The 22,494-nt window shown below is 61.1% G+C and carries 22 protein-coding genes; 14 read left to right on the plus strand and 8 right to left on the minus strand.

Annotated elements, in window-relative coordinates:
* The first annotated feature begins 25 nt into the window (after positions 1 to 25).
* The 6 genes from LB572_RS06695 (at position 26) to LB572_RS06720 (ending at position 6,167) form a co-directional block, all read left to right on the plus strand.
* The gene (locus LB572_RS06695; protein ID WP_140802881.1) at positions 26 to 1,162 is read left to right on the plus strand and encodes a DegT/DnrJ/EryC1/StrS family aminotransferase; all 1,137 of its coding nucleotides are present in this window, start codon (positions 26 to 28) and stop codon (positions 1,160 to 1,162) included.
* Positions 1,159 to 1,833, plus strand: a complete 675-nt coding sequence (locus LB572_RS06700; RefSeq protein WP_140802880.1) for a sugar transferase — start codon at positions 1,159 to 1,161, stop codon at positions 1,831 to 1,833. The genes LB572_RS06695 and LB572_RS06700 overlap by 4 nt, the downstream gene beginning before the upstream one ends.
* 66 nt (positions 1,834 to 1,899) lie before the next feature.
* Positions 1,900 to 2,904 (plus strand): SDR family NAD(P)-dependent oxidoreductase, encoded by a 1,005-nt coding sequence (locus tag LB572_RS06705; protein ID WP_140802879.1) that lies wholly within the window; start codon positions 1,900 to 1,902, stop codon positions 2,902 to 2,904.
* Entirely contained in the window at positions 2,901 to 4,169 is a 1,269-nt protein-coding gene (locus tag LB572_RS06710) for a hypothetical protein (protein WP_224667173.1), read from the plus strand. The genes LB572_RS06705 and LB572_RS06710 overlap by 4 nt, the downstream gene beginning before the upstream one ends.
* Positions 4,156 to 5,418: a polysaccharide biosynthesis/export family protein gene (locus LB572_RS06715; RefSeq protein ID WP_224667174.1), complete on the plus strand. Its 1,263-nt coding sequence runs from the start codon at positions 4,156 to 4,158 to the stop codon at positions 5,416 to 5,418. Before LB572_RS06710 ends, LB572_RS06715 begins: the two co-directional genes overlap by 14 nt.
* Positions 5,419 to 5,474: 56 nt before the next feature.
* On the plus strand, positions 5,475 to 6,167 hold the full coding sequence (locus tag LB572_RS06720) for a N5-glutamine methyltransferase family protein (protein WP_224667175.1): 693 nt from the start codon (positions 5,475 to 5,477) through the stop codon (positions 6,165 to 6,167).
* A gap of 18 nt (positions 6,168 to 6,185) precedes the next feature.
* Here the strand turns inward: LB572_RS06720 and LB572_RS06725 are convergent, their stop codons facing one another.
* The 5 genes from LB572_RS06725 to LB572_RS06745 are packed head-to-tail and all read right to left on the minus strand — an operon-like array spanning position 6,186 to position 13,642.
* Entirely contained in the window at positions 6,186 to 6,461 is a 276-nt protein-coding gene (locus LB572_RS06725; protein ID WP_140802875.1) for an acyl carrier protein, read from the minus strand.
* A 50-nt stretch (positions 6,462 to 6,511) separates the two neighbouring features.
* Positions 6,512 to 8,065, minus strand: a complete 1,554-nt coding sequence (locus LB572_RS06730; protein WP_224667176.1) for a class I adenylate-forming enzyme family protein — start codon at positions 8,063 to 8,065, stop codon at positions 6,512 to 6,514.
* The gene (gene asnB, locus LB572_RS06735; RefSeq protein WP_224667177.1) at positions 8,062 to 10,083 is read right to left on the minus strand and encodes an asparagine synthase (glutamine-hydrolyzing); all 2,022 of its coding nucleotides are present in this window, start codon (positions 10,081 to 10,083) and stop codon (positions 8,062 to 8,064) included. Before asnB ends, LB572_RS06730 begins: the two co-directional genes overlap by 4 nt.
* A gap of 5 nt (positions 10,084 to 10,088) precedes the next feature.
* The gene (gene nadE, locus LB572_RS06740; RefSeq protein WP_224667178.1) at positions 10,089 to 11,072 is read right to left on the minus strand and encodes an NAD(+) synthase; all 984 of its coding nucleotides are present in this window, start codon (positions 11,070 to 11,072) and stop codon (positions 10,089 to 10,091) included.
* Positions 11,069 to 13,642 carry an AMP-binding protein gene (locus LB572_RS06745; protein WP_318014011.1) on the minus strand — a complete coding sequence of 858 codons (2,574 nt, stop codon included), beginning with the start codon at positions 13,640 to 13,642 and terminating at the stop codon, positions 11,069 to 11,071. The genes nadE and LB572_RS06745 overlap by 4 nt, the downstream gene beginning before the upstream one ends.
* A gap of 307 nt (positions 13,643 to 13,949) precedes the next feature.
* Here LB572_RS06745 and LB572_RS06750 point away from each other — a divergent pair, with 307 nt between their 5' ends.
* From LB572_RS06750 to LB572_RS06770, 5 genes are all read left to right on the plus strand, one after another.
* On the plus strand, positions 13,950 to 14,969 hold the full coding sequence (locus LB572_RS06750; protein ID WP_140802871.1) for an NAD-dependent epimerase: 1,020 nt from the start codon (positions 13,950 to 13,952) through the stop codon (positions 14,967 to 14,969).
* A gap of 225 nt (positions 14,970 to 15,194) precedes the next feature.
* The gene (locus tag LB572_RS06755; protein WP_224667180.1) at positions 15,195 to 15,701 is read left to right on the plus strand and encodes a ferritin-like domain-containing protein; all 507 of its coding nucleotides are present in this window, start codon (positions 15,195 to 15,197) and stop codon (positions 15,699 to 15,701) included.
* A 121-nt stretch (positions 15,702 to 15,822) separates the two neighbouring features.
* On the plus strand, positions 15,823 to 16,002 hold the full coding sequence (locus LB572_RS06760) for a hypothetical protein (protein ID WP_224667181.1): 180 nt from the start codon (positions 15,823 to 15,825) through the stop codon (positions 16,000 to 16,002).
* Positions 16,003 to 16,340: 338 nt separating this feature from the next.
* Positions 16,341 to 16,907: a sigma-70 family RNA polymerase sigma factor gene (locus LB572_RS06765; protein WP_224667335.1), complete on the plus strand. Its 567-nt coding sequence runs from the start codon at positions 16,341 to 16,343 to the stop codon at positions 16,905 to 16,907.
* 269 nt (positions 16,908 to 17,176) lie between these two features.
* The gene (locus LB572_RS06770; protein WP_224667182.1) at positions 17,177 to 18,094 is read left to right on the plus strand and encodes a hypothetical protein; all 918 of its coding nucleotides are present in this window, start codon (positions 17,177 to 17,179) and stop codon (positions 18,092 to 18,094) included.
* Between the two features lie 55 nt (positions 18,095 to 18,149).
* On the opposite strand, the gene LB572_RS06775 is transcribed toward LB572_RS06770, so the two are convergent.
* Both LB572_RS06775 and LB572_RS06780 read right to left on the minus strand, forming a co-directional pair.
* Entirely contained in the window at positions 18,150 to 19,118 is a 969-nt protein-coding gene (locus tag LB572_RS06775) for a sensor histidine kinase (RefSeq protein WP_224667183.1), read from the minus strand.
* Between the two features lie 89 nt (positions 19,119 to 19,207).
* Positions 19,208 to 19,951: a Crp/Fnr family transcriptional regulator gene (locus LB572_RS06780; protein WP_181179274.1), complete on the minus strand. Its 744-nt coding sequence runs from the start codon at positions 19,949 to 19,951 to the stop codon at positions 19,208 to 19,210.
* Between the two features lie 108 nt (positions 19,952 to 20,059).
* Between LB572_RS06780 and LB572_RS06785 the strand changes: the two genes are divergently transcribed.
* Positions 20,060 to 20,440 carry a response regulator gene (locus tag LB572_RS06785; protein WP_224667184.1) on the plus strand — a complete coding sequence of 127 codons (381 nt, stop codon included), beginning with the start codon at positions 20,060 to 20,062 and terminating at the stop codon, positions 20,438 to 20,440.
* Between the two features lie 23 nt (positions 20,441 to 20,463).
* On the opposite strand, the gene LB572_RS06790 is transcribed toward LB572_RS06785, so the two are convergent.
* Positions 20,464 to 20,682 (minus strand): hypothetical protein, encoded by a 219-nt coding sequence (locus LB572_RS06790; protein WP_140802864.1) that lies wholly within the window; start codon positions 20,680 to 20,682, stop codon positions 20,464 to 20,466.
* A gap of 369 nt (positions 20,683 to 21,051) precedes the next feature.
* Here LB572_RS06790 and LB572_RS06795 point away from each other — a divergent pair, with 369 nt between their 5' ends.
* Both LB572_RS06795 and LB572_RS06800 read left to right on the plus strand, forming a co-directional pair.
* Positions 21,052 to 21,252 carry a hypothetical protein gene (locus tag LB572_RS06795; protein WP_224667185.1) on the plus strand — a complete coding sequence of 67 codons (201 nt, stop codon included), beginning with the start codon at positions 21,052 to 21,054 and terminating at the stop codon, positions 21,250 to 21,252.
* Between the two features lie 700 nt (positions 21,253 to 21,952).
* Entirely contained in the window at positions 21,953 to 22,492 is a 540-nt protein-coding gene (locus LB572_RS06800) for a hypothetical protein (RefSeq protein ID WP_224667186.1), read from the plus strand.
* Positions 22,493 to 22,494: the final 2 nt, after the last annotated feature.

Here is a 22,494-nt window from a genome sequence, read left to right on the forward strand (position 1 = left end):
CGCGTGAGTTCGCCGGGAGGTTGGGATGCTCTTGGTTAGTGCCCCCATGCTGGGTGTGCCGGAGAAAGCCGCTTTGTCGAAGGTGATCGACAGCGGCTGGCTGACGATGGGCGAGCGCGTCAGGGCATTCGAAGAAGCGTTCGCTGCGGAGCATGGCGCTGATGACTGTGTCGCCGTCAGCTCCTGCACCGCAGCTCTCCACCTCATTCTCTATGGACTTGGGATCGGGCCTGGCGACGAGGTTCTGGTGCCTTCATTGACCTTCGTGGCGACGGTAAACGCAGTCTTGTATGTCGGCGCCAAGCCGGTCTTCGTCGACATAGAGTCCGATGATGTGCCTCTGATGTCGGTCGAAGATGCGGAGGCAAGCTGCACCTCCCGCACCAGGGCTGTGATCCTCGTCCATTTTGCAGGCTATCTCGCAAACAAACAGGAGTGGCAGGCATTCGCCAGCGTGCGAGGGCTCTATATAATCGAGGACGCCGCGCATGCTCCCGGCCTGAAAGAGGTTGGGACCTTTGGCGCGGGAGCGGCGTTCAGCTTCTACGGCAATAAGAATATGACCACCGCCGAAGGCGGCGTGGTTATTACGCGCGATCCCGATTTGCGGGAGAAGATCCGCCAAGCGCGTGGCCATGGCATGACCACCAGCACACGTCAGAGACTGAACAGCCGCACGCCGCAATATGATGTGACCATGCTGGGCTTCAACTATCGCATGGATGAAATGAGGGCTGCCATCGGCTTGGTTCAACTGCGCAATCTGCAAGAATGGAACGAAGTCAGACGCGTCCTTGTCACATTGTATCGGCGTCTTATCGCCATTCGCTGTCCGGCCGTGTCGATGCCGTTTGCCGAACCGCGCACCTCTGCCTATCACATCATGCCGATCCTCTTACCTCGTTACGTCAACAGGCAGGAGGTCATTGATGAACTGCGGGCGCAGGGCATACAGACAACAATTCACTATCCACCTTTGCATCAAATGACGCTCTATCGGGAACTCTTTCCCGGAGTTCACCTGCCGCGCACGGAGGACTTCGCCGACCGTGAACTGACCATTCCGCTGCATCCGCAGATCACATCTCCCGTGGCTGAGGCAGTCGTGGACGCCCTGGCATCCGCCCTCAACAGCTGCGCCCGGGCAGGGACAGCAGCATGAACGCGTTCGGCATGCCCATTGGCCGGCTTGCAATGCGCCGCGTAAGTCATGGACTTGGCCGACGCGCCATGGACATCATTGCCGCGTTCCTCGGCCTGATTGTCCTATCGCCGATGATGACGCTTATTGCAATGGCGCTGCTGCTGGAAGGCGGGCGACCGGTGCTCTTTGTTCAGCCGCGCATCGGCGCCGGCGGTCAGCTTTTCCGCATGTACAAGTTCCGAAAATTCTATCCGCGCTGTGATGCTGGAGGCTTTGCGCTGACACTTGCTAACGATGAGCGCATGACGACGGTGGGCAGGTTTCTCGCTTTCAGCAAGATGGATGAACTGCCGCAGTTGTGGAACGTCCTGAAAGGGGAAATGGCCCTGGTCGGGCCGCGTCCGGAGAGTTTGCCATTCGCCGACTGCTTCAGGGATGGCTACGAAGCTGTCCTGCAATACAAGCCAGGCTTGTTCGGCCCTGCTCAGATCATGTTTCGCCACGAGGCACTTTTTTATCCTCAAGGCGTCGAGCCGACCGCTTTCTACAAGGAAGTCCTCTTTCCGGCCAAAGCCAGGATCGATCTTTCCTACTATGCGCGCCGGACCATCGTATCGGACGCGGCACTGATCGTTCGAGGCGTCTTCATCGTCCTTGGCATGGCCGTGGAGCGTCCAGGCGATACGTGAGCTCTCCTCTGTTCGTTCGCGGCATTCGCAAAATCAGGGTCTAAATGCTGCAGGGGATCGTCTGTCATGACCTACAAGGGCAAAAGAGTTCTCGTCACCGGCGCGGATGGGTTCATCGGATCACACCTGACGGAAGCCCTGGTTCGTGGCGGGGCCGATGTGACGGCCCTGGCTCTCTACAATTCATTCGACAGCCACGGATGGCTGGACGATCTTCCGGACGATATCCGCGGCCAGCTTAAGCTTGTCCGCGGCGACGTCCGCGACAGCGCGTTCCTGAACCGGATCGTCCGCGGCCAGGCCGTGGTGTTTCATCTCGCGGCCTTGATCGCCATCCCGTATTCCTACGCAGCCGCGCAGTCCTATGTCGAGACCAACATCATGGGCACCGTGAATGTCCTGGAAGCGGCTCGCCAGTGGGATACCGAGCGCGTGGTGCATACTTCCACAAGCGAGGTTTACGGCACCGCCTTGACCATGCCGATCAGTGAATCCCACCCGTTGCAGGGGCAGTCGCCGTACTCGGCTTCCAAGATCGGAGCCGACATGATGGCGGAGTCCTACGCGCGCTCGTTCGACGTCCCGGTCGTCCTGCTTCGTCCATTCAACGCATTCGGGCCGAGGCAAAGCGAGCGCGCAATCGTTCCGACCCTTATCAGGCAGGCGATCGACCCAAAATGCCCGGCCATCATGGTGGGGGATACCAGTCCGATACGCGACCTTACCTTTGTGGAAGACACTGCCGCGGCGTTTCTGAGCGCAGGTTCCGCCGAACTCGAATTCGGCCATGCCTACAACGCCGGAAGCCAGCGTGCCGTGACCATTTCGGACGTGCTGGATCTGGTCGTGGAGTTGAGCGGCGCCAACAAGCCGGTCCATCGCGACGAGAGCCGGTTGCGCCCGCAAAATTCCGAGGTCCGGGCGCTGCTGGCGGATTCATCCCGGCTCGAGCGCGCGGCAGGATGGAGAGCGCAAACGGACTTGCGCGAAGGCCTGAAACGGACCATCGCGTGGTGGCGCGCGCGTCTCAACCAGGGGCTGGTGCGTCATGAGATGGGCTACATGACATGAAGCAGCCCGCGCTTCCCGCCGCATTACTGCTGGTTTGCGTTGCCGCGCTTGTCGGCCTGCGGACGGCAGGGGGGCATGGAAGCAACGATTCCACCGGCTTCGTGGCGCCCGTGATGATGGATTTGCCTGACTATCTTCGTCCCGCCGCCGACCCCGCATTCGGCACGAGCATTGTCCGCATCACCAAGCCCGGCGCTCTTGGAAATGGCGTCGTCTGCGGCCCCAAATATTGCAGCCATCGCTATTCGAGCGCCCAAGCCTGGAACGCGGACCAGACATTGCTTCTCCTCGACAATGGCTGCAACGGAATGTGCTTTCTCGACGGGCACACCTACGTGGCGCTGTTTTGGCGCAAAAGAGGGGGCGAGTGCGAGTGGCATCCTCGAAATGCGGAATTGATGATCTGCGTTCAGGACCGGGCGGTCTCGACCTGGGCGCCACGAACCAACCACGACGACATCCTTTTTACATCTCCCGATTATCACGATCTGCAGTTCGGCCCGTCGAAAGGCAATCCCAGCCGGGACGGCAGCCGCATCGCGGTCCGCGCGGTCCGCAAGGACGGCGCGGACGTCGTCTTTGCCTTTGATCTGAACCGGCGGCAGAAATTTCCAGACATCGATCTTTCTCAGGTTCCCGGAACGGCCAGCTCCTGCACGATCTCCCCGCTCGGGACCTATATCCTGTGCTTTCAGAACCTGTTGGACGGTACGGAGCAGCGCGCAATCTTCACGGTCGACGGCACTGTGAGCCAAAGATGGACCGACAACCATCGGCCCGGTCACGGGGATCTGACCGTCGACGCCGATGGCAGCGAGGTCTATGTCGGCGTAAGCAAATCCAACCCCGACAAGTTCCAGGTCATCAAGCGCAGGCTGTCGGACGGGAAAGCGACCTCCCTTACCGCCTATGGCCAGGCGGAGCATGCGTCGGCCCGCGCCGTTGCCAGGGGCGATTGGGTCTTCCTCAGCTTTGGCGGCGATCCTGACGCGGTATCGGCCAATCCTGGCTGGGCTCCCTATGCGCGTGAGGTGATCGCCCTTCGTATCGATGGCAGCGGCGCCGTGCGCCGTATCGTGCAGACGCGGAACCCTCCCGCCGACTATTGGAGCGAGACGCATGCCTCGCCTTCTCCGGACGGCTCCCAGGTGATCTGGTCGAGCAATTGGGGCGTGCCGGGCGGTCCGGTCTACGAATTCGTCTCGCGCCTTGACTGGAGCGAACACAAAAGCTCGAAGGAGATTGTTGCCAATGACCAGCCTTAGCCGGTTCTCCATTGCGGTGCTTGCGGTCTTTGGCACCGCGCCTTTGGCTGCGGCGGCCGATACGTCGACCGTCTATCGGATTTCGCCCGGCGATGCGGTCGAGATCGGAATAGCATCCATTTCCGACCGGACGCAACGCGCCGTCGTCCAGGTGGACGGCACGATCGTGCTGCCCGATGTCGGCGCGGTCTCGGTCGGCGGCCTGACACCGCCGGAATTGCAGACGCGCATGCAAACGATCCTGCCGACCAAGCTCTTTCACATCCGCATGCCCGACGGCCGCGAACAGATAGCGGTCGTAAGGCCGACCGACGTGACGGCGATTATCGCCGAGTATCGCCCGATCTATGTGACCGGCGATGTGCTCACTCCCGGACAACAGGCCTACCGCCCGCTGATGACAGTGCGACAGGCGATCGCGGTTGCCGGCGGTTTCAGCCTGTTGCGAGCCCGGACCAACCAGGCGGGCCCGGACCCGACGGATCTGCGACGCGATTACGAGATGATCTGGGGAGAATATACCAGGGACTACTTCCACAGCGCGCGCCTGCGCGCGGAGCTGGACAAGCAGGAGAACTTCGACACGCAGCCCCCGCAAGGATCGCCTCTTTCCCCAGCGCTGGCGGCGGGGATAGCAAAGGCTGAAGCGGAAGCGCTCAAGCTCTCCCTTGATAATTTTAAGCAGGAGCAGAGCTTCGTCGAAAAGGGCGCCAAGGATGCCGCGACGCAGATCGACACGCTGATGAAGCGCGCGCAGGATGAAGCGGATGGAGTGAAGGCCGACGAAGAGGACCTGGAGCAGGTCACCAAGGCGTTCAAGGCCGGCAACCTGACGAACAACAGGCTGGCCGACGTCCGGCGCGCCGTTCTGCTGTCGTCCAGTCGGGCGCTGGAAACATCGGTCGAGCTGATGAGAACACAGCGCCAGCAGGAAGACTTTGCCAGACAGCTTGAGCGCAACGAGAACCAGAGGCGCCTTGGTCTGCTGAACGAATTGCGGGACACCGAGGTTCGCCTGGCCGACATCGGCACCAGGCTTCGCGCCGCGAGCCAGAAGCTGCAGCCCGCGGGTGCGACCGCTGCGCCTCTGTCAATTGCCGGCGAAACAGTTCGAGCTCAGATGACGATCGTTCGCAATGTCGATGGGCAATGGCGCAAGCAGGCCGCCGACGAAGACGCCGAGGTGACGCCGGGAGATACGATCGAAGTCCGGTTCAGCAACGAGCTGGAAAGCGCGGCGGCGCAATAGGCACTGGTATTTTTGCGCCGATCGGCGGTCGCCTGCATTTGAAGCGGAGGCAAGCCTTGAGCGAGGATATCGACGTCGCTGAGGCCTATGGCAGAGGCAACGCGGTCTTCATGGGAATGGAGATGCTCGTTGCTTCCGGTGCGCTTGTCCCGCGGCCGGAAACCGAGCTGTTGGGCTCGACCGCGGTCAATGTTTTGCATGAAATGAAGCTGCCGACGCCGCGCGTCGTCGATATGTGCTGTGGCGCCGGCAATCTTGCTTGCGCCATCGCCCATCATGTTCCGACGGCGCGGGTCTGGGCAAGCGATCTTACCGATGGATGTGTCGCGGTGGCGCGCGGGAATGTCGTCCACCATGGGTTGGCCGATCGGGTGTCGATTCACCAGGGCGATCTGTTCGAAGCGCTGGCCACGCCCGTCTCTCCAGGCTCGATTGACGTTGTCGTCTGCAATCCGCCCTACATCTCGGAGAAACGGCTTCAGGGCGACCGCTCCCATCTGGTCACTCTCGAGCCGCGCGAGGCCTTCGCGGCCGGCCCTTACGGCATCGCCATCCACCTGCGTGTGGTGAAGGATGCCCTGCGGTATCTGCGGCCCGGCGGCGCCCTCCTGTTCGAGGTCGGCCTCGGCCAGGATCGCCAGGTCGCAAGCCTGTTCGAGCGCAGCAGGAGCTATGAGGGTATCCGCGCCATCATCAACCGCGCCGGCGAGGCGCGTGTCGTACTCGGATATACCAAGTCGCAACACTGAACGCCTCGCAGGTCGGGCTCATCTCCTCTTGCGGGCGATGAACTGCGCTATTCCCTGGATAGAATCGAGGTTCTGCGGCAGGAGCTCACTGTCTTCCACAATGACGCCAAAGGTCTCTTCGATGAAGCCGATGACCTCGAGCACGCCGGTGGAATCGACGATGCCCTGATCGAGCAGCGATTCCGTGGCGCTGAGCGATTTCACGTCGGCGATGTAGAAGTTCGAAGCCAGGAAATCGCGAATTTGTTTGGTGTAAATGTCGCCCGCGGGGTTCGTTGCCAAAATCGTATCCATAACCCACCCTCCGATAAAGACCAAATACGGTCGCGCCATCCAACAGGGCGCTATGACAGAGCCACCTTCTTGAGTTTCCCTGTGTCCGTCCTCGGCAGGCTGGGCACAATGACGATAGACTTCGGGACCATGAAGTTTTCCAGCCGCTTCTGGCATTCCATCCGAAGCTGCCGCTCGCCGACAATGCGGCCTTGCTCGATCACGACGAAGGCCTTCACGGCCTGGCCGAGAATCTCGTCAGGCACGCCAACCACCGCGGCCTCCTTGACGCCCGCGATGTTCATCAGCACGTTTTCCACTTCCTTGGGCGCAACCTTCTCGCCCCGTGATTTTATGATCTCGTCGCCGCGGCCGATGAAATAGAGATAGCCCTCCTCATCCATCCGGCAGTAATCGCCGGTGTAGAGCACCTGCTCGCCCGGCAAGGGGCCGGGCTTGAGCTTCCTGGCGGTCGCTTCCGGTTTGCCCCAGTAGCCCTTCATCACCGTCGCGCCACGGATGACAAGCTGACCTACGATCCCGGGCTCGACCCGTTGATCGTTCTCATCGACGATCCACATCTCGGTGTTCGGGATCGCGATCCCGACGCTCAGAGGCTTCCTAGCCAGGTCTTCCGGCGGCAGATAGGTGCAGCGCTTGCACTCGGTGAGCCCGTACATCGAATAGATTCGTGCGCCCTTAAACAACTCCCTGAGCATGGCGATGTGTTTGAGCGGCAGGGCGGCGGCGGTGTTGGTGACATAGCGGATGCCCGAGAAGTCGTGATCCTTCAGCGACTTGAGCTCCGCCAGAGAGGCGAAGATGGTAGGCACGCCGGGGAAGCCCGTGATCCTCTCGTCCTTGATGACCTGAAGGATCTGCGCCGGAAACGCGAAGGAGCGCTCGAGAACCAGCCGCGCGCCGGTGCGGAACGCCATCAGCATCTGATAGAGGCCATAGTCGAAGGCGAGGGGCAGGACATCGAGGATCACCTCGTCTTCGCGAAGCTCCAGATATGACGCGATCGAGGTGCATGCCGTCGTCATGTTGCGGTGCGTCAGCATCACGCCCTTGGGCTCCCCCGTTGACCCGGACGTGTAGATGATCGCCGCAAGATCGATGTCGATCGATTTGCGTTCAGGCGCGGTCGGCATTCTTTCGGCGGCTGTTTCCCAGCGTATCGCGTGCGGCAGCCGGCTGAGCTCGTCGTCCTCAATCGGCCCTGACACGATCACCTGGCGCAGCGAGCGACACGTGTGCGCCGGCTCGCCGAACACTGAGCGCAGATGCTGATCGGTGATCAGCGCCGTCGGCAGGCAATCATTCAGCAGGTAATCGAGCTTGTCGCTTTTGGTGAGCGGGTTGACGATGCACACGACGGCGTTTGCCTTCAGCACCGCCCAGAAGCTGATAACCGTCTCGACCGTGTTGTCGGCGAAGATCATCACCCGGTCGCCGCGTTGCACGCCGGCGCCCACCAGGCTCTGCGCGATCCCGTTGGAACATTCGTCGATTTCGGCGTAGGTGACACGCCGCCCGGTGCAGACCAGCGCCACCTTGTCGCCAAGCCGGCCGGCCGAGTGGGTCAGATAATCATACAGAAGCGGTACGGCGCCGTGGATCATGCTGGCACTCTTTCCTGGCGGTCGTAGTCGACGTCGATGCTGAGATCTGGGTTCGTCACGCCGGCGGGGCGGATCGCGACGAACTGCTGGTGCAGAAGCTGCGTCGACAGCACGCCGACCAGGGCCATGTTGTCGGAATTCGACATGTCGCCGTCGCCGGTTCGAGCCCGGCACTTTCCGACCAGCCGGCTCACCGACTGGGGATCGAAGACGCCGGCCGCCCGCACTGCCGTCTCGGATAAGGCATCATCAATGTAGGCCGGCGCGCCGTCAGCAAAGAAACTCATCGCGTTCGGCGCCCGGTAGGGCTGCTTCTTCCGGGCGACGACCTGCGGCGGCAAGATCGGCGCCGCGACGCGCTTCAGCACGTGCTTCTCGTCGAGGCCGCGCAGCTTGTAGGCATCCGGAAGCGCATTCGCCAAGCTGACGACGTTGTCGTCGAGGAAGGGAAAGCGGCCCTCGATTGAGTGAGCCATCAGCATCCTGTCGCCCTGCGAAGAGAGCAGATAGCTCGACATCAGCGTCCGGATCTCCAGATACTGGTCCTGGGCGAGGGGACTCCAGCGCGGAAATTCGACCGGTAGCGTCGAGATCAGTTCGCTCACCGCATCGCGGCGTTCGGAAGCGGCCCGCATCTCAGGGCAGAACAGGCGCTTGATGGCGCTGGTCGTGCGCCAGCGCGTGTCATGCGCAAAACCGGCTGCGGCGTGGGCCTCCATATTGCGGCCGAAGAATTGCCGGGCCAATGCCTGCTGACGAACCGGTGAGCGTGATAGATACGGATAGAGCCGTTCCAGCAGTCGGGCGCGTTTTGTCGAAGCTGGCTGGCGTCCCCAGAAGCGGCGTACTTTGCCCTCGCGGAACAGGTCATAACCAGCAAACATCTCGTCAGCGCCTTCGCCGGTCAGCACGACTTTGATGCCGCGTTCCCGCACGAGCCTCGACAGCAGATAGAGTGGTGCCGGCGCGGTTCTGAGGATTGGCCGCTCGGTGTGGCGGATCACCTGGGGAAAGACCGCCGCTATATCGCTGCGGGAAACAACTATTTCGTGGTGCTCGCTGCCCGTCATGTCCGCGACGAGCCGCTGGAATTCGGTCTCGTCATATTCGGCATCGGCAAAACGCAGCGAGAAGGTCTGGAAACGCTCGCCGGCGAAGCGCCGTCCGAGCGTGGCGACCAGCGAACTATCCAGTCCGCCCGACAGATAACAGCCAACCGGCACATCGGCCTGCAAAATTCGCAATGCCGTTGCGGCTTCGAGAGCCAGCCGCACCTCCTCGACCGCCTCGTCCAAAGAGCCGCTAAATTGGCCCTGGCCGCGACCGGGGCCTTCCGGGAAGCGCGGTCGCCAAAATGGATATTCTCGCGCCATACCCTTGTCGTAGATGCGCACATGTCCGGGCGGGAGTTCCCGAATGCCATGGAACACGTTCTGCGGAGCGACGGCCGCCCACATGGTGAAGGTCCCATCGATGCCAGCCGAATCGAACGCGCGCGGGATCGCTGCCTCGGCCGCGAAAATGGCTTTGACTTCGCTCGCAAAGAACAGGCGGCCGCCATGCTCGCAAAAATGCAGCGGGCAAATGCCGTAGCGATCGCGCGACAACACCAGCCGGCCGGCGGCCGGGTCCCATATCGCCAGCGCCCATTGGCCGTTCATACGCTCGAAGGCTGCCTGACCCCACTCCCGATAGGCGTGCAGGATGACTTCAGTGTCGCTGCGTGTGCGGAACCGATGGCCGAGGGCGAACAGCCTGTCGCGCAGTTCAAGATAGTTGAAAATCTCGCCATTGAAGACGATCCACGCCAGACCATCGCAGTCGGCGAGGGGCTGCTGCCCGTGCCGAAGATCGACGACCGACAAGCGGGCATGCGCCAGCCCGGCGCGTCTGTCGCGGTAGAGTCCCCGTTCGTCGGGACCGCGATGGGCAAGCGCGCCAGCCATGCGCAACAATGCTTCGCGCGAAGGCGGTTCGGCGGTGGCGTTCAGCGCCAGTATTCCGGCGATCCCGCACATCGGCCTCAGTCCACATCCATCGGCACGGACGGCAAGGGCCGGGCATGCAGATATCGCGCCGCCCGGCGCTTCGCCTCGATGTCCTTGAAGATCTTCTCGACCTGGCCGCCGGTGAGGTCCGTAGCGGCTGCGACCTCGTCGGCACATAACCCATGGTTGACGCCGTAGAGACATAGATCCGTCAGCTGGTAAGGCAGCGCGAAGTAGAATTCCTCCTGGCTTTGCGCCATGGAGAATGTGTCGGTGGTCGGCGGCCTACGGCGGATTTCTTCGTCCACCCCGAGATGTTCAGCCAGCTGGTAGACCTGTGTTTTGTAGAGGTGCACGATCGGCATGACGTCGGCGATGCCGTCGCCCTGCTTGACGAAGAAACCCTGGTCGTATTCGAGCCGGTTCGGCGTTCCGGCAACGGCGTAGCCGAGGCGGTCCGCATGATAATATTCGGTCATCTTGCGGATGCGCTGCTTGTAATTGGTCGCCGCGACGATCTGCAGATAGGCCGCCAGGGGCAGCCGAACCGTGTTGACCTCGCCCTCCGGATTCTGAACCGTAAGGCGGGTGATGTTAAGGCCTTGGCTCTCCAGAACCGAGGTCAGCACTAGCTTGCATTTCCATCCTTCATCATAATCGGGAATGACGGAGCGGATGGCCTCGATCTGTCGGCGATACGCGCCTATGGCATCAAGCGCGGGGGCTATATCTTCAACCAGAGTATCGATGCCGAGCTGGGCTGCGATGACACGTCCAAGCCTCAGCGAGTCGCCGGAGGAATCCCGTTCCGGCATGAATACCCCCAGCACCTTGTCCCTGCCGAAGGCGCGCACGCACAAGCATGCGACGACGGAACTGTCGATGCCCCCCGACAATCCGACCACCACCCCGCGCCGCCGTAGCATGACCAGAACCTGCTCGCGCGTCGATGAGACGATGCGGTCCGCCTCCGCGCCGGCGTCCAATGCCAGTACTTCCTTGGTGAATCCCGAGATCACGTCGACTGGCCCTCCAACTGCAGAGTTTCGGCCGTCGTATATGTTTGCAAAACGGCCTTCTCGATCAGCGGACGGTTGGTCGCGACGTGGGGCTCCACGACCAGATCGATGTGTGTGCCGACGATCGGAACCACTTTCAGCTCACCAAACACCCGATCCCACCCGATGGCGCGGGACATATCCGGGCGGGCGCAGCGAAAAAGGGTTCCTTGGATCGGAAGCGCGGTCTTGGGCTTCACCAGCCAGCGGAAAAACGCCTGCGCCCGCAATACTTCCTGCAGCTCCAGCTTGATCCTGAAACACGCCCCATTGAACTGGCCTGCGGTGTACCGGTCGATGGCGAGCGCGAGGCGGCTTTCGTAACCCAATCCGACCGCGATCTTCGCCAGGGCACGGCAGGCTACGCGATGGAACGAGATGCGGTTGGACCGCAGCCGGCGCACCGTACGGGTGACCGTGTCCCACAGGCGGCTTCGCTCGCCCTCAAGGCTTGTGTCGAGGATGCCGACGAACTTGACCGACCGTCCGGCCCCCAGCAGACGGACCGCGACCTCCAAGGCGACCGCCCCGCCGAGCGAGTGGCCCAGAAGCCTGACATGTCCCGACGGCTGAGCGCGGCTGACTTGCTGGAACGCGGCGTCCGCCATGCTCGCGAGGTCATTCTGTCCGGCGAGGATGAATGCAAGGCCAGGGTACCTGATTGGAACCACTTTTGCGGTTTTTCCCATGGCGGAAGCAAAGGCGGCAAGACTTGGACCGTAGCCGACGGAGCCGGGAAACAGGAAAAGCAGGGGCGGATTGTGCTCGGGGGCGACTTTGCCAGACGAAGCCGCCTGCGCTGCGACGACAGCCCTCACCATCTCGCCTGCGCTCATCCCGACCGTGAAGCTCTCAAGCCCAAGTTCCTGGCCGGTGAGATTCTCGATCTCCATCACGCAATGCAGTAACTTCAGCGAGTCTCCACCAGCCTCATCCCACCTGCCCACGGCTGCGCGCGTGTTGAGGACCTTGATCCATGCCTTGCCCACCACCTGACTTACTGCCGGATCGAAACCGGGATTTGGCGGATCGGCGGCGGTGGCCGGCCTCCTGGCAAGGAAGTCCATCTTTGCAAGCTTGGCCAGGTCGATCTTTCCGCCACTAAGGCGGGGGATATCACTCACGCGATGGAGCCTCAGCGGCCGCAACGGTTGAGGCAGCGTGTTTGCAATCAACTGGCGCAGGTCACCGACAAAGCTCTGGTTCGCGCCTTCGCTTGGAACGGCGAATGCGACAAGTTCGGTCGCCTCCGTCACGATTGCCGCAGCGTCCTGAACCGATGGGGCGGATCGCAGCACCATTTCAAGCTCGGCCGGCTCAATACGTCGCCCGTTGATCTTTATCTGCCGCCCCTTACGGCCAATGATCCTCAGCAGACCATCACCGTCCAACCGCACGAGATCACCGGTCGGAAAAATCCGCTCGCGCGCGTTGTCGGAATCCGGATCGACAGGGATGACGGCGCCGTTTTCCCAGTGCCCGAGGAGGACATAAGGGCTCTTGATCACGAGTTCCCCCGTCTCACCGGGCGGAACGACGTGTCCCTCTTCATTCACGATCGAGAATGCGATCCCGGGCAAAAGGCGGCCAACCGGCACGTCGGGCTCAGTGTTCGGCGGCTCCGGCGGCAGGAACCACTGTGATCCTGTCGTTTCTGTCGACGAATAGCCTATCTGGACGAGGCAATGCGGCGGGACGGCTTTGCGCAGAAGAGCGATGTCGGTCCAAAGCACTTTCTCGCCCCCGACACGGACAATTCTGAGCGAGCTGAACGTATCGGCAGCCACATCTGCCATCAGAGTTCGAAGCAAGGCCGGCACGAGATAGGTGACGGTCACGCCCTGGTCTTTCATCCTCGCGCGAACGCCGCGCAGGCCCACCGCTTCCAACTCAACAAGCTGCAGGGTGGCGCCGTTGAGAAGGGCCGTCAGAATCTCTCGGCAGCCCGCTATCGTGGCCAGCCCAGCCAGGGGAAGAAAAACGTCGTCCGAATTGACGTGACACGCCTCGACATATTGTTTCACGCGCCACAGCAAGCTGCGTTGGCTGTTGACGATGCCCTTGGGGCGGCCGGTGCTGCCTGAGGTATAGAGAATGATCGCCGGCTCATCGACGGAGGGCCGCGGAAGGAGCGTTGCCAACATGTCTCGCGCGGCGGCCGAATTCGCCCCCATGTCGATCCATTGGAGGTCTTGGGCCAGATCGGGCGGAGGGTCTCCCATGCCCAGCATTGTCCCGAGCTTGGCCGCCGACACGATCTCCTTGACGCGAGGGGTGGGATCCCTCGCGTTAAGCGGAATTGAAACCCGTCCGGCTGCCATCGTCGCGAGCATGGCAACGATGCCCCAGACGGAGGATGGTTGCCAGATTCCTACCGGCTTCCCTTCGGGGACGGCGGTTGCAACCCGGCGGGATAGAATCTCGACGGCGGCGCCGAGCGCCGAATAGGAGAGTTCGTCCGCGCCATCATTGATGGCGATCTTGTACGGATGTTGGCTTACGACGGCTTGCAGCCGCGGGCCGATCCCCATATCCGCAAACTCAGCCGGCAAAGGCGGATATGGCCGCAGGACGGGTCCGCCCCGGTCCAGGGCATAATCAGACACCTCTGCCCATTTGGGCGGCCCCGGCGGAAGAGGAGCCCCATCAAGATCCTGGTCCGCTGCTGGTGCCGTCACATATGCCGGGAGCATGGCTTGCCTGAGCTAAAGATGAAGTTCGGTTATGGCTCCGCTCAAGAGACGTTTCATCGATCATTCTGATGATGCTTCCGAGGATAAAGGGAGGCGAGGGTGGAAATGGTGTGAATCTGGTCACAGCTAACGTTAGGGACACGTCGTGACGCCAAACAGGCCTGTTCTTGTCACCGGGGCAGCCGGTTTCATCGGTTTTCATCTATGCCGGAGACTGCTTTCCGACGGTTGGCAAGTTGCCGGTCTGGATTCCATGAATGAATACTACGACGTGAGCCTCAAGCGAGCCCGACTCGATCGGTTGGAGGAATTTCCGCATTTCCGGTTCGAGCATGTCGAACTCGCCGATCGTGAGCGCGTCTCGGTATTCTTTGCGTCGGTCGATCCGGAAATCGTCGTCAATCTCGCAGCCCAGGCCGGCGTCCGTCATTCGCTTACCAACCCCTACGCCTACGGCGAAAGCAATTTGAGCGGATTCCTCAATGTCCTGGAAGGATGCCGCCGCGCCTCAGTCGGCCACCTGGTCTATGCGTCCTCGAGCTCGATCTACGGCGGCAGCACGCGAATGCCGTTCTCCGTGCACGATTCCGCCGATCACCCGCTCAGCCTCTATGCCGCCAGCAAGAAGGCCAATGAGCTGATGGCGCATGCCTACAGCCATCTGCTCGGACTGCCGACGACGGGATTGCGGTTCTTCACCGTCTATGGGCCATGGGGCCGACCGGATATGGCCTTATTCATCTTCACCAAGGCCATACTCGCGGGCGAGCCTATCGATGTCTTCAACCATGGCAACATGCAGCGTGATTTCACCTATATCGACGACATCATCGAGGGGGTAGTCCGCGTCATGCAGCTGCCTGCGACACCCAATAGGGACTGGAACAGCGCGACCCCTGACCCGGCGACGAGTAATGCGCCCTTCAGGATCCACAACATCGGCGGCAGCTCGCCGGTTGAGCTGAACCATTTGATCGAACTGCTCGAAGACGCGCTGGGCAAAAAGGCGAAACGCAACGGCATGCCGCTCCAGCCCGGCGACGTGCCTGCGACCTGCGCCGATGTCAGCTCACTTGAGCAAGCTACCGGCTTCAGGCCGAGAATTCCGATCGAGATCGGCGTCCGGCGTTTCGTGGAATGGTATCGGGAATTTTATCAAGTCTGATCGGGACTGCTTCGGTCGATGCAGTCGCAGTTGGCGACTCCGACCGAAAATACGCCCTCGCAATCATCCAACTTGGCAAGATCACAAGGAAGAATACGGGATTTGTCAGCGCTCGCGCCGTCTGGAGGTGAGGAACATTCAGGCTGTCCCGCGATTAGAGCCGCTTCCTGGCTCCTTGCAGCCCGGAAGTTCAGCAATTGCGAGGACAAGCGGAAGGCGAGCACCATGGGTTTTTTCTCGAAAGACATCAAGACGTTGGACGACCTATTCGTTCACGCACTCCAGGACATCTATTACGCGGAGCAGCAGATTCTAAAGGCGCTGCCAAAGATGATCGAGAAGGCTTCAGACGGCAATTTGAAGGCTGGGTTCGAGAAGCATCTTCGCGAAACGGAAGGCCATGTCGCGCGGGTCGAAGAGGTCTTCGAGATGCACGGCCAGAAGATTAAAGCGATCGATTGCCCTGCGATCGACGGCATTCTCGAGGAGGCTGACGATGTCAGCGCCGATGTCGACGACAAGGAAGTCCTCGACGCTGCGTTGATCGCGTCGGCTCAAGCCGTCGAGCACTATGAAATGACTAGATATGGAACGCTGATAGCGTGGGCCAAGCAACTCGGGCGAGACGACTGCGCCGCTGTCCTGGCCGAAAACCTCAAGGAAGAGAAAGCGGCCGACGACAAGCTCTCGGAAATTGCCGAGCGTAAAGTCAATGCCATGGCGGCGGAATGAAGGCCGGCTGGCTGCGTCTCCCAACTCTCCGAGGAATGCAGGAAGGGAACTTTTGCTTTGATTGCCGGTTGCGCCGGGTGTGTTAACATATGTTATGGGCAGGCCCGTGCGTCGATACAACATGATCCCGATCGAGACCCAAACAGCGGCTCCAAAGCGTTCAACGCTCGACGAAGAACTGCTTGCTGCGTTTGAGATCGTCGCAGACGAACCTGTCCCCGACCGGCTTTTTGAGTTGGCGCGGGAATTGGAAACAGCTGCTCGGATGGCGGCCAAAAAAGCCAACGGCAAGCTACACTGAAAGAGCCCCAATGCGGCCGCAGCGGCAGCCGTGTCAGATCCTGTCTGGCGGTGATGGGTCTCTAGTGTCAAAGCTTGAGTTCGATGCTGCAGGAAAACTGCTTGCCGAGCTCACACTGGAATGGATGCGTAGCGGCGGCACTATGCCTCGGCACGTGCTGGCGAGCGGCGTGATCCTGCCTCCCAAAGCGAAGATCGATCGCTAAAAAATGACAGCGCTCGAAATCTTTGACGACGGCTGGACGTCTATTGAAGCTGTAACAGGAACCTACCTGTTCGCGGCGCATTAGCTTTGGTCATCCAATCCAAGCTATCCTCCAGGAGGCGTTTTTGCGGACGATGAATTCCGGCTCGTCAGCCCTCCAAAGGGAGGCGACGATCGTCGATCTGATCCCGGCCTTGAGAGCTTTTGCGCGCACCTTCTGTAGAGACAAGACCGACGCGGACGATCTCGTGCAGGAAACTCTGCTCAAGGGCATAGCGCATATCGATCAGTTCGAACCCGGAACGCGGATGAAGTCGTGGCTGTTCACGATCATGCGCAACACGTTCTATACAAAGCACAAGGTCTATATGCGCGAGGCGCCAGGAGCGACCGATTGCGCATCAGCCCATTCAATCAGCTATGGCGACCAGGAATGGCATATCCGTAGTCAGGAGGTTCACGCTGCTATCGGCAAATTGCCACCTCAACAGCGCGAGGTCTTGGTGCTGATCGCCATCATGGGCGTGAGTTATGAGGAAACAGCGAGCATCTGCGGTTGCGCTATCGGCACGATCAAAAGTCGATTGAACCGAGCCCGCATGTCATTGATTGAAGATTTGGGTGAGACTTCTTCAGCCACCGCCGTGGATACCTCGCCCAATATCCCGGTGCTTTCCAGTTCGCCCTCCAGCAGGCGTTAAGTGCAAGAACGCATAACGTTTTTGTGGAACAGACGCTTCTGGGTCTATTGCCGCCGTCCGTTGGCGCCCGAGCTCTCCGTTGAATTCAAAGACACGCCTAAGCCAACTCAGCGAACGGAACGAAAGCGAAATCCGGGAATTAGCTACAGGCATTCTCAACCCTGTCCGCAGGAGGAAAGAAATGGGACGAGGTATTCTGCTCTGGCTGCTTGGCGTTCCGATACCGATCATTATTCTTTTGATGCTTTTCGCGCGTTAGGAGCGGGCAAATGACGAACGCTTTTTCCGCAGTCGGCGAACCCGCGGCAATCGAAACAACGTCTTCCGCCGTCAGCTGGGGGCCTATCGTGGCGGGCGCCTTCGCGGCGGCCACTTTGACCGTCATCCTCATGCTCGTCGGTTCAGGCCTTGGCCTGACGATGATGTCGCCATGGGGGAGTGCCTCGCTGACGACATTTGCGGTCTCGACGGCCATCTGGCTTGTCATCGTTCAGTGGCTGTCATCCGCGCTTGGCGGCTACATTGCCGGGCGGCTTCGCACCAAATGGGTCAACGTCCATACCGATGAGGTGTATTTCCGCGATACTGCGCATGGCTTCCTGGCCTGGGCCTTGGCCACCCTGCTGGTGGCCACTGTCCTTGGTTCGGCCATCTCCGGAATCGTCGGGACGGGCGCTAAGGCCACGACGGCCTTGCTGAGCGGCGCCGCCGCCGGTGCAACTGCGCAGGCCTCATCGGCGCCATCGCCATCCGCCAATGACTTGTCTGGCTACTTCGTCGACTCATTGTTCCGGCCGACCGACGCATCCGCTGCAACACCGCCCGCAGCTGGTACGTCTCAGAACAATGCCGATGCGGCTGGGCAGGCGACGCGTATACTGACAGTCAGTGCGGCGAACGGCGAAATGAGCGCGGACGACAAGGCCTATCTCGTTCGTCTCGTGGCGTCGCGGACGAGCCTTCCACAAGCCGACGCACAGAAGCGGGTCGACGAAGTCTTGGCGCGGATCGACGATGCCAAGAATAAAGCCAAGGCGGCCGCCGACAAGGCGCGCAAGGTAAGTGCTACAACTGCACTGGTCGGAGCTTTGTCGCTGGTGATCGGCGCCTTCATCGCGGCGGTTGCGGCGGCGCTTGGCGGCAGGCAAAGGGACGAGGACGAGGCCCGCTTTTCGCGAGCCGGCTGAACTTTCTTAAGGGCGCCTCCGAGCGAAGCTATATGTTGCACGAGCCTTTGCTATGCTAGCGGTTGATAATGGCCCAAAGCGGTATGGCAGCGGTGAAGCTTAGACCACTTGGGGCGGTCTGCAGATCCACGATTGCCCCAAGTTCGTAGGGCAAAGTCCGCTCCAGCACCTCGAAACCAAAGCCGTGGTGCTCGACCGGCTGCAAATCGGGCACGCCGTGCTCGGCCCAGATGAAGTGGAGCGTATCGTCTCCTAGGCGCCACTCGATCTCGATGCGGCCGGCGCGGCCGGAAAGCGCTCCGTATTTCAAAGCGTTTGTAGCAAGCTCGTGGACGACCAGCCCGAACGTCTCGGCCGCCTTGGGGGTCAGCGGCAGGGCAGGGCCGTTGATGGTCAGATTATCGCCTTCGCGGCCACCGGCGGCGCGCAACTCCTCCGCCACGATTGACGCCAGATTGATGTCGAGCGACGGGTGGCGCGTGACCGCCGCCTGCACGCGAGCAAAGGCATTGATGCGTCCTTCCAGATGCGCGGCGGCTTCTTCCAGGCTGTCGCTCTTTTCCATCGTGTGGCGCACGATGGAGCGGATCACCGCAAGCGTGTTGCGCGTGTGATGCTGCAGCTCGGCGAACCTCGCCAGCTGACGCTTCAGGTCCGTAATGTCCTGGCCGATCCCCCCGATATGAGCGACCTTGCCTGCGTCGTCCAGCATGGGGAAATCGGCGTCGCGCAGCCAGCGTATCTCGCCATCCAGCGGCCGGCAGATGCGATATTCGAAGGTTGCGCGCTCGCCCTTGCGTATGCGCTCGATCGCGGCCTGCACATGCTCGCGATCTTCCGGCACGATCAGCTCCAGCCAGGTGGTGAAATTGTCGCCGGCCAACGCCTTTTCGCGGCTCATCCCGTAAATCGAGTCGAAGGCCGCCGTCAGATATTCCCATTGCAGCGTCCGGGCATTGCGGACCCACAGCACGTCCGATGCAGCGTCACCGAAGTCGCGCAGGCCCTCCTCGCTCTCGCGCAATCGGGTCTCGGCGCTTGCGCGGTGGCGAAGCGCCGCCTCTACCTCGCTCAGGCGGCGTTCCAGGCTTTCATTGGGAGGGCTCTTGGACATTACTCCTCATTGGCGTCGAGATGCGTGCCTTCATGGTCCAGGTGCAGATAATTGGCATTGAATAGCGCGACGCTCTGCAGGGCCTTCAGGTTCGGAATGGTCAATGTCCGGTCCTTCAGCACAATGAGGTTCGAGGCGCGCAATTCCTGCAATGTGCGGTTTACGTGGACGGTGGACATGCCGAGCGTGTCGCCGAGTTCGGTTTGCGTCAGCGGAAACTCGCAACTGGAATCGCTGGTGCAGCCGGCGGCCTCGAGTCGGATGAACAATTCGCACAACAGATGCGCCATCCGCTCCAACGCATCGCGCTGACCGAGATTGACGGTCCATTCGCGCTGGATGGCGGCCGCCACAAGCGATTCCCACCACAGTGCCTGGGTGATGCGTGGATGGCCCATCATCATCTCGTCGAAGGCCGTGCGCGATATCTCCGAGATCACCACCGGCGTGACGGCGCCGATCGAATGATCCATCTCTTTCAGGATGAACACGTTGAGATCGCAAAGATCGCCGGGCAGGAAGAACGCAATGATCTGTCGGCGGCCGTCTTCCAGTGTCTTATAGCGGCAGGCCCAGCCTTCGTTGATCAGGTTGATGTACTCCGGCTTCTCGCCTTCATGGATGATGTCCTCGCGCGCGCTGAAGCGGCGAACGCGCTGGCCTCCGATCTTGGCAAGCATGTTCTTGTCGGCTTGCGAAAGCCGCGTGAATTTCTCGAGCTTGCGAATCAGAGGTCGCCTCATCCTTGTCCTCTTGCCCGGTGATACACACAAAGGTCCGGCCGCAACCTTACCTATGTTAATGTCGCCCGTTGCGGGACGCTTCGAATGGCAGCCTTCGCGAGGCATGCCATGGACGAGAAGGTCGCGGGCGCTCGTGTTCTGATCGTGGAAGACGAGTACTTTCTGGCGAATGATATCACGCAAGCGCTGACGGCGCTTGGGCTTACGGCCGTAGGGCCGGTGGGGAACAGGACATCGGCCTTGCAGACTATCGTCGAAGCGGGCATCGAAGCCGCCGTGGTCGATATCTATGTCGAGGCCGGTGCCGACTTTGCGGTGGCCGATGAACTGGTGATGCACAACATTCCGTTCGTCTTTGCCACAGGCTACGGTGCGAAGACGATCCCGGCGCGCTTCGCCGGCATCGCCATCTTTGAAAAACCCTACGATACGAACGAGCTAGCGCGCCGCCCCCTGGACGCGTCAGCTCTTGTCGGCGCCTTCACATGAGTGAAGGATTTCCTGGCTGTCTGTCAGAGGCATTTCAGGTCGAAGCTGACGGCATGGCCGTGCCTGACGGCCGACCTTGCAATCATGTTGCTCAATTGCGGGCCTTCGACCGAGCAATCCGGCATGACGGTCATCAGGGCCTTGGTGGCTGCGGCGACCGATACCGGCGAGCGTTTCGTGGAACGCGTTTCCATATAGTGATCGATGAGTTCGTTCAGTCGTACAGGATGATATTTGATCACGCCGCAACCTCCCTAAGCCGCGCCTTTTTGGTCTTGCAAGGGATGATTGCGCTAAGTTTCGCGGCCATGCATTAACCCATGAGATGCAAGGCTAAGATTCTTTTCACGATAGGTGCCGACCTTGACCGGTGAGGAGAAAGGGCCCGCCACGCCTGGGGGTAGAGTTAGGCGGGCCCTCCGGCTCTTTTGGTTGCCACCGTTTCTTAAGCCAGGGGGGAGATTTATAGAAAGCCGAACAGAGTCGCTTTAACCTGCGTTATTGTCGGGACTCCTCACAAGGCGCAGATGTCTTCGTGCCACCGGTGGACCGGCTGAAAGGGCACCTGGGATCGCGCTGAAGCGCTCAATCGAACGACAAGAAGAACAAAAATGATCTCCGCCCCCAACCCCTATGATTTCGCCGACATCAAGGCCGTCGCGCGTCAGCCGCTGCAATCCGACCCCGCTTTGTCGGTCGAGGATATCGTGCGGTCGCTCCACGAAGATCTGCACGAGGGCGAAACGTGTCCGCCGGCTTTGATCGAGGCCGTCAAGAAGGTTTTGAGCGACACGCCGCGTGGAGATGGATAGCCATGGCGGCTCTCGATGCGTCGCCATTGAGCGACGAAGCGATTGCGTCATATTCCTTCGCGTCCACTGGCTTCGCCACGCCTACGCGGCGTGATTGGCAACCAGTCAATTTGTGCGCCAGTGCGAGATGGATACCGACCAAACCGTCGAGGCGCTGAGACATCGCCTTGAAAAGGCGGAAGCCTCTCCCGGGGGAAGCAGAGGAGCGCCTGCGACGCGCACTGGAGGCTGGCCGGACGGAGTACTGGGATGGGACGCGGCGACCGATCGGGCCCGACGCTCCAATTCCCTCGCCGAACTCGATGGGCTCAATCCGGGCGAGACCTGGCACAGCGCAGCGGAAAGCTTTGTCCTCCTTCATCCAGACGACCGCGACTGGCACGTGAAATGGTGGACGCGGCGCGCAAGAGCCGCACGGGGTGCCATACCGAAGTTCGCATCATCAGTCCGGGGACGACGACGAGATTCGCTGGATACAAGAGCGCGCCGCCCCGACCCGCGACCCAGTCACCGGTGACTTCCGGATCATCGGTTTTACATGGGACATTACCGAGACGAAACGCGCGGAGATCAGCCTCAGTGCTGGCGAAGACCCGGAAGGCGTTCCTGCTGAAATTAAGCGACGCGCTACGCCCGTTGGGCGCCGGCGCGCCCGAGGGCGGAAAACGGCAAGCCGCGCCGGCGCGGTTTCGGCAGCGAGTTGATCGAAGGCCGCATTCCTTACGAGCTCGGCGGCGAGGGCAGCTTTCTGATCGGCGCCGGTGGGGCCAACTGCCATCTGGATTTCCCCCTCAAGGAAGGGGCAAGCATATTGGAGACAGACGCGCCGCAGCGCGCCACGGTGTTTGGAGGAGCACTGGATATGACCGGAGAACCTGACCTCAGCGGCCGCGTCGTGCTGGTCGTGGAAGATGAATATTACATCGCCACCGACGCGTCGCGGGCCTTGCAGGGCGCCGGCGCCGAAGTCTTCGGTCCGTTCCCCTCGGAAGAAGCGGCGCGAGCCGAAATCGCGGTCCGCCGCTCGGATGCAGCGGTGCTGGATATCAATCTGGGCTCTGGCCCATTGTTCAAGCTGGCCGACATGCTTTCCGACCTCGGCGTCGCTTTCGTCTTCATCACCGGCTACGATCAGGAGATAGTGCCGGAACGATTCAGCCATATCGAGCGGCTGCAAAAGCCGGTGCAACTTCGGCAGATTGTTGGCGCGATTGCGAAAGTGCTGCCGGAGCGGGAATAAAT

Origin of the sequence: Mesorhizobium sp. BH1-1-5, from assembly GCF_020165615.1 — a bacterium.
GTDB lineage: Bacteria > Pseudomonadota > Alphaproteobacteria > Rhizobiales > Rhizobiaceae > Mesorhizobium.